Source organism: Sphingopyxis sp. KK2 (assembly GCF_001990265.1).
Classification (GTDB): domain Bacteria; phylum Pseudomonadota; class Alphaproteobacteria; order Sphingomonadales; family Sphingomonadaceae; genus Sphingopyxis.
In genome coordinates this window covers 1-6351 of record NZ_LYVN01000184.1, presented here as the reverse complement: position 1 = coordinate 6351, position 6351 = coordinate 1, and the positions used below count along the sequence as shown (strand labels likewise).

General features: G+C 65.9%; 8 protein-coding genes. 2 read left to right on the top strand and 6 right to left on the bottom strand.

Annotation, left to right across the window (positions count from 1 at the left end):
- Nucleotides 1-208, bottom strand: a 208-nt coding sequence (locus B1A78_RS19675; protein ID WP_077148582.1) for a MoaD/ThiS family protein, incomplete at its 3' end; no start/stop codon positions are given.
- Nucleotides 209-212: 4 nt separating this feature from the next.
- Complete coding sequence (gene pgsA / locus B1A78_RS19670; protein ID WP_077148581.1) at nucleotides 213-785, bottom strand: CDP-diacylglycerol--glycerol-3-phosphate 3-phosphatidyltransferase; 573 nt, start codon at nucleotides 783-785, stop codon at nucleotides 213-215.
- Between the two features lie 135 nt (nucleotides 786-920).
- Between pgsA and B1A78_RS19665 the strand changes: the two genes are divergently transcribed.
- Nucleotides 921-2192: an MFS transporter gene (locus B1A78_RS19665; RefSeq protein WP_077148580.1), complete on the top strand. Its 1272-nt coding sequence runs from the start codon at nucleotides 921-923 to the stop codon at nucleotides 2190-2192.
- A gap of 229 nt (nucleotides 2193-2421) precedes the next feature.
- Here the strand turns inward: B1A78_RS19665 and B1A78_RS19660 are convergent, their stop codons facing one another.
- The 3 genes from B1A78_RS19660 to nadC form a co-directional block, all read right to left on the bottom strand.
- The gene (locus tag B1A78_RS19660) at nucleotides 2422-2658 is read right to left on the bottom strand and encodes a hypothetical protein (RefSeq protein ID WP_077148579.1); all 237 of its coding nucleotides are present in this window, start codon (nucleotides 2656-2658) and stop codon (nucleotides 2422-2424) included.
- Between the two features lie 94 nt (nucleotides 2659-2752).
- Nucleotides 2753-3472 carry a ribonuclease T(2) gene (locus B1A78_RS19655; protein WP_077148578.1) on the bottom strand — a complete coding sequence of 240 codons (720 nt, stop codon included), beginning with the start codon at nucleotides 3470-3472 and terminating at the stop codon, nucleotides 2753-2755.
- Nucleotides 3459-4304 carry a carboxylating nicotinate-nucleotide diphosphorylase gene (nadC, locus tag B1A78_RS19650; RefSeq protein WP_077148577.1) on the bottom strand — a complete coding sequence of 282 codons (846 nt, stop codon included), beginning with the start codon at nucleotides 4302-4304 and terminating at the stop codon, nucleotides 3459-3461. The genes B1A78_RS19655 and nadC overlap by 14 nt, the downstream gene beginning before the upstream one ends.
- A gap of 105 nt (nucleotides 4305-4409) precedes the next feature.
- Between nadC and B1A78_RS19645 the strand changes: the two genes are divergently transcribed.
- Nucleotides 4410-5534 carry a nitronate monooxygenase family protein gene (locus tag B1A78_RS19645; protein ID WP_077148576.1) on the top strand — a complete coding sequence of 375 codons (1125 nt, stop codon included), beginning with the start codon at nucleotides 4410-4412 and terminating at the stop codon, nucleotides 5532-5534.
- Between the two features lie 30 nt (nucleotides 5535-5564).
- Here the strand turns inward: B1A78_RS19645 and B1A78_RS19640 are convergent, their stop codons facing one another.
- Nucleotides 5565-6017, bottom strand: coding sequence for a peptidylprolyl isomerase (locus B1A78_RS19640; protein ID WP_077148575.1), 453 nt, complete (start codon nucleotides 6015-6017; stop codon nucleotides 5565-5567).
- Between the last annotated feature and the right edge of the window lie 334 nt (nucleotides 6018-6351).

The following is a 6351-nucleotide window of genomic DNA, read 5'->3' as shown; positions in this document are numbered from 1 at the left end:
TCGCCGCTTCGGGCCCCACCATCTGCCCGCCCACCGCCGCGCGGATCCGCTGCGGCTCGGCAAAGGCGCGGGCGCCGGCTTCGTCGCGCGCGGCGAGCCAATCGATCAGCCCGGCGACCGTTGCGACATCGTCGGGCGGTGTCACCACTTCCCCGGCGACGCCCATGCGCTCACGCACCCAGGCGAAATAGCTCAGTTCCAGCGCCATGCGCTCAATCCATATGCTTCAGGCCGACGCGCAGATAATCCCAGCCGGTGATCAGCGTCAGCACCGCGGCGCCCCACAAGGAAACGAGGCCGACGGTCTTGATCCACGCCATCGCGGGCAGCGCCCCCGCGAGGATCAGCGCGCCAAAGGCGACGAGCTGGAAGGTCGTCTTCCATTTGGCGAGCTTGGTCACCGGCATCGACACCTGCAACGTCGCAAGGAATTCGCGCAGCCCCGACACGATGATCTCGCGCAGCAGGATCATCAGCGCGGCGATGACATGATAACCGTCGATATCGCGGGTGAAGACGAGCAGCAGGATCACCGCCGCGATCATGATCTTGTCGGCGATCGGGTCGAGGAAAGCGCCCAGCCGCGACACGATCCCGCGCGATCGTGCAACATAGCCGTCAAAATAATCGGTAATGCCCATCAGGCAATAGAGGACGAAGGCGAGCGCATAATCGATCGCCAGCGGCTGGTGCGCGCCGATGCGTATGCCCGGCCACAGCAGGAACAGCAGGATGGGCACCGCCAGGATGCGCGACAAGGTCAGGATATTCGGAAGGCTGAGCATGACCCCTGTTTCCCGCTCGCGCGGCCTTTTGGCTTTGACCCTGTCGTCCCTAGCCGATAAGCCCGCCGCGCGACAACCAGTTTGCCTTGCCGGGCACGGGTCGCCGGTTGGTGGGGTTACCAGAATGGGTTTTGCATGATCGGTTCCTTCGCGCTGATGAAGCAACGCCGGTTCCTGCCTCTTTTCACGACGCAGTTCCTCAACGCCTTCAACGACAATTTCTACAAGATGGCCGTGGTCATGCTGGCGACCTACGCCATCTACACCACGCCGCAGGACGTCGCCTGGTTCAACGCGCTCGTCGGCGGGCTGTTCATCCTGCCCTTCTTCCTCTTTTCCGCGCTCGCCGGACAACTCGCCGACAGCCACGACAAGGCGATGATGATCCGCATCATCAAGACCGCCGAAATCTTCATCATGCTCGTCGGCGCCGTCGGCATCTGGCTGCACAATGTGCCGCTCATGCTGCTCGCGCTGTTCGCGATGGGCATGCATTCGACCTTCTTCGGCCCGATCAAATATGCGATCCTGCCGCAGCATCTCGAGGAGGACGAGGTGCTGTCGGGCACCGGCTGGGTCGAGGCGGGTACCTATATCGCCATTCTCGGCGGCACCATCGCCGGCGGGCTGATCCATCCCAAGATCGCGATTTTCGGCATTTTCGCGGTCGCGATCATCGGCCGCATCACCGCCTCCTACGTCCCGCCCGCGCCGCCCGAAAAAGAGGCCGAGGGCCTCGTCATCGACCGCAACGTCTTCCGCTCGTCGTGGCAGATCGTGAACGGCACGATGCACATCCCGCGCCTGTTCCTCGCGATCCTGTCGATCAGCTTCTTCTGGGCGATCGCCGCCATCCTCGCCGCGCAATTCCCGCCGCTGGTCAAGGACACGCTCGGCGCCGACAACACCGTCGCGACCTTGTTCACCGCGGTCTTCTCGGTCGGTGTCGCGATCGGTTCGATCATCGTCAACCGGCTGCTCAAGGGCCATGTCTCGGCGCGCTATTCGCCGGGTTCGGTGATCGTCATGGGGCTGTTCGTGCTCGACCTCTGGTGGGCGGTCGGAACCTGGCAGCACGCCGATGCCAGCCTGATGGGATGGCGCGAATTCCTCTCGATCCGCACCGGCGACCGTATCATCTTCGACCTGCTCGGCATCGCGATCGCCGGCGGAATGTTCGTCGTCCCGCTCTACGCCTTCCTCACCACCACCGTCGCCAAATCGCAGACCGCGCGCACCGTCGCCGCGAACAATATCGTCAATTCGGGCTTCATGGTCGCCGCGACGCTGCTGCTCAGCGTGCTGATCGGCATGGGGCTGACGATCGACGACACGCTGCTGATGGTCGCCGTCATGTGCATCGTCTCGGCCTTGTTGGCGTGGCGCCTGCACAAGGCCTGCGACTGAGCGGGAACGGGACGGCAGCTTTGGGGTGGAAAGCGGACATGATCTCCTCTCCCCTTGAGGGAGAGGATAGCGCAGCTTGCTCCCTTGGGAGCTAGCGAAGCTTGGAGAGGGGTGCGACGCCAGCGGACGCAAACCCCCTCTCAACTGCGGCTAGGCAGCACGCTGCCAAGCCTGCGTATCTCTCCCTCAAGGGGAGAGAGGAGTTGATCGAACGCCCGCTCCCCGATCCTCAGATCAAGAACATCATCGCCGCGGTAAAAAAGATCAAAAAGCTCTGCAGGAACAGCTTGAAGTCGCTCGACCCGACGATCAGCGGCTGCGGCGTGCGGTGCTGCGCCAGTTCATAGCGAAGCGCAGTTTCCCAGTCGCGCGGTGCTTGCATCCGCGCAATCACCAGTTTCCGGGCGGCATGCGAACGCAGCCGGTTGCGGATGTCGATGCGGATATCGGCTTCGAATTTTTCCATGCCCCGCAAAATAGAGCGCGGTTAACGAGTCGATAAGGTTAAAAAATCGTTAACGCCGACCTGTCCCGCCGGGGGACGCGCGACGTTCGACCCGTTAACGCGGCATCGGCCGCACCTTCACCGCCCTTTTGTCGTCGAGCCCGCGCTGAAAAGGCAGGCACCGCTGCGGTTTCATCCGCGGGCCGAGGCAATAGCGCACCTCGGTCAGCCAGCCGTCGCGCGCCGAAACCGCCAGCATTTCGCGCCGGATGCCGGGGTTGCGCGCGACGAACGCCTGCCGGATCGTCCCCGCGGTCTGCGGCTTGGCGGCGAGCGCCTTCATGTCGGGAAAGCGGACGGTGCGAAACAATATCTCGGCGGCGCGGAAATAGGACGCCGGATCGGGGCTCATGCAGGTGCCGTGCTTCGCCCATTCATGCTGCAGCAGCTGCGCCGACGGCGTCATGCACATATGGCGGCGCAGCACCGGCTGCGGCACGATCTTCGCGGGGCGGCACCATTGCGGATAGCCGGGGTTCGCCGCCTCGGGCCACAGTCCGTGGAGCACCCAGCCGAAGCGGCCGTTCTCGCCCGAACATTGGAAGCGGTCGCGCCCGTCCTTCGCGTTGCGCACCCCCGCGCAATGTTCGGGCGACCAGCTGAGGCTCAGCAGATAGCCCGCGATCGGCGGATTGCGCACCGGCTCGCCGCGCTTCGGCTGTTCGAGGCGCGGGATGACGGTGCGGTCGGGCGCAACGCAGGCGGGCGCTTGCGCGAGGGCGATGGTGGGGGCGAGCGCCAGCAGCGCCGCCGCGACGGCCTCACGCCAGCGCAAAATCGAGCCCGATGTCGGCGGCGGGCGCCGACTGGGTCAGCCGCCCGACCGAGACATAGGTCACCCCGGTCGCGCCGATATCGCCGATGGTGTCGAGCCGCACCCCGCCCGAGGCCTCGACCGGCACCCGGCCCGCGACGATCGCGACCGATTCGCGCAGGGCGGCGAGATCCATATTGTCGAGCAGCAGGTGCGTCGCCCCGGCGGAGAGTGCGGGTTCGACCTGATCGACGCGGTCGACCTCGACGATGATGTTCGCGATCCCGGCATCGACCGCGCGGCGCACCGCTTCCTCGACCGATCCCGCGACCGCGACATGATTGTCCTTGATCATCGCCGCGTCCCACAGGCCCATGCGGTGGTTCGTCGCGCCGCCCATCCGCGTCGCATATTTCTCCAGCACGCGCAGCCCGGGGATCGTCTTGCGCGTGTCGAGCAGGGTCGCCTTGCCCTCCAGCGCGTCGACATATTGCCGCGTCAGCGTCGCGATGCCCGACAGATGCTGCACCGTGTTCAGCGCCGACCGTTCGGCGGTGAGCATCGCGCGGGCGTTGCCCGACAGGCGCATCAGGTCGGTTCCGGCGGGCACCCGCGCGCCCTCTTCGACCAGGATTTCGATCGCCATGGCAGGATCGAGCGCGCGAAAGAAAGCTTCGGCGATCGGCAGGCCGGCGACGGTGATCGCGTCGCGGCTGTCCATCACGCCCTCGAAGCGCGCGTCCGCGGGGATCACCGCCATCGAGGTGATGTCGCCCCCCACGCCCAGATCTTCGGCAAAAGTGGCGCGGACGAAGGCGTCGAGGTCGAAGCCGGGCAGGGAAAAATCGCTCATGCCGCCCGCGATAGACGGCCGCCCGCGCAAATCAACTTGACGTTTACGTAAACTAGCGCTGACATGCACGCTACGTGGCAACTTAGACAACATCCGGAGAGGTCCATGCTATCCCCCATTTGCGCGATGCTCGGCATCGAATTCCCCCTCCTCGCCTTCTCGCACTGCCGCGACGTCGTCGTCGCGGTCTCGAAAGCGGGCGGCATGGGCGTCTTCGGCGCCGCCTCGCTCCCGCCCGAACGGCTCGAGGAAGAACTGGCGTGGATCGACGAGCATATCGGCGGCCGCCCCTATGGCGTCGACCTGATCGTCCCCAACAGCTTCGCCGGCAAGGGCGACGAAAAGACCGCGCTGCCGCCGATTCCCGACGAGCATAAAGCCTTCGTCGCGGGCCTGCTCGAAAAGCATGGCGTCGACGGTGACAGCCTCGGCGGGGTCAGCTCCAGCCTCGGCGACAATATGAGCGACGCCGGCGCCGCCGCGCTCCTCGAAGTCGCCTTCCGCCACCCGATCGGCCTGATCGCCAACGCGCTCGGCGTTCCGCCGCCGCTGATGCTCGAACTCGGCAAGCGCAACGACGTCCCCGTCGCAGCACTGGTCGGCACCCGCGACCATGCGCTGGCACAGGTGCGCGCCGGCGTCGACATCCTCGTCGTCGCGGGCGGCGAAGCCGGCGGCCACTGCGGCGAAGTCGCAACGATGGTGCTCGTTCCCGAGGTCGCCGCGGCGGTCGAGGCGGTCGGCGCCACCACCCCGATCCTCGCCGCGGGTGGTATCGTCACCGGGCGCCAGATGGCCGCGGCGATGGCGATGGGCGCGCATGGTGCGTGGACCGGCTCGGTCTGGCTGACCACGGCAGAGGCGGAGACCAACCCGGTGGTGAAGGAAAAGATGCTCGCCGCCTCGTCGCGCGACACCGTCCGCTCGAAAAGCCGCACCGGCAAACCCTCACGCCAGCTCCGCTCGCCCTGGACCGACGCCTGGGAAGCCGAAGGCGCGCCGAAGCCGCTGCCGATGCCGCTCCAGTCGCTGGTCAGCGAACCCGCGCTGCGCAAGGTCGATAAATTGTCCGAAGGCGGCCACGAAGGCGCGAAACATCTGGCGACCTATTGGGTCGGCCAGGGCGTCGGCCTCATGAACGAAGCGATGGGCGCCGGGCAGGTCGTGCAGGAATTCAAAGAGGACTGGATCGCCGCCTGCGAACGGCTGAACGGCTTTATCGGCGACTAAAAAAATCCCCGCCGAAGCGGGGATTTTCCTTCATTCGCTGACGGTCGCCTTGACGATCTTGCCGGGCTCGCGCGGCGGCTCGCCCTTCGGCAGCGCGTCGACATTCTCCATGCCTTCGATCACTTCGCCCCAGACGGTGTACTGCTTGTCGAGGAAGCGCGCGTCGTCGAAGCAAATGAAGAACTGGCTGTTCGCGCTGTTCGGGTTCTGCGAGCGCGCCATCGAGCACACGCCGCGGACATGCGGTTCGGCGTTGAATTCCTGCGGCAGGTCGGGAAGCGGGCTGCCGCCCATGCCGGTGCCCGTCGGATCGCCACCCTGCGCCATGAAGCCGGGGATCACGCGGTGGAAAACGACGCCGTCGTAAAAGCCTTCCTTGGCGAGGCCCGCGATGCGCTCGACGTGCAGCGGGGCGAGGTCGGGACGCAGGCGGATGACGACATCGCCGGTCGACAGCGACAGGGTGAGGGTCTGATCGGTCATTGGGATACTCCTGAAAAGCGGGGTTGGCGGTGCCATAGCCAAGGGCGGGGCAGATGCCACGTATAATTTGTCGATCATCGCGCACATCGTTGCCTTAAGGGCAGCGCCGGACTAGGGGGGGACCGGTTCGCGGCCGGATTTGCCGGCACAAATTGGGAGGGCCGCGCGATGGATAGACGCGAAGATGCCCTGCCCCCCGACGATGTGCTGGTCGACGAAGCCCCCGAAACCGAGCTCGACGAGGACGACCGGCTGAAGCCCGAATTCGTCCGCGACGTGATCGAGCTGGCCGAGGCTGGCGAGGAAGAGGCGGCGCGCGAACGCGTCGGACGCC

Coding starts and splice junctions, on each gene's coding strand:
- B1A78_RS19660 (WP_077148579.1), bottom strand. CDS start 2,658: ATGGAAAAATTCGAAGCCGATATCCGCATCGACATCCGCAACCGGCTG.
- B1A78_RS19665 (WP_077148580.1), top strand. CDS start 921: ATGATCGGTTCCTTCGCGCTGATGAAGCAACGCCGGTTCCTGCCTCTT.
- pgsA (WP_077148581.1), bottom strand. CDS start 785: ATGCTCAGCCTTCCGAATATCCTGACCTTGTCGCGCATCCTGGCGGTG.
- B1A78_RS19645 (WP_077148576.1), top strand. CDS start 4,410: ATGCTATCCCCCATTTGCGCGATGCTCGGCATCGAATTCCCCCTCCTC.
- nadC (WP_077148577.1), bottom strand. CDS start 4,304: ATGAGCGATTTTTCCCTGCCCGGCTTCGACCTCGACGCCTTCGTCCGC.
- B1A78_RS19640 (WP_077148575.1), bottom strand. CDS start 6,017: ATGACCGATCAGACCCTCACCCTGTCGCTGTCGACCGGCGATGTCGTC.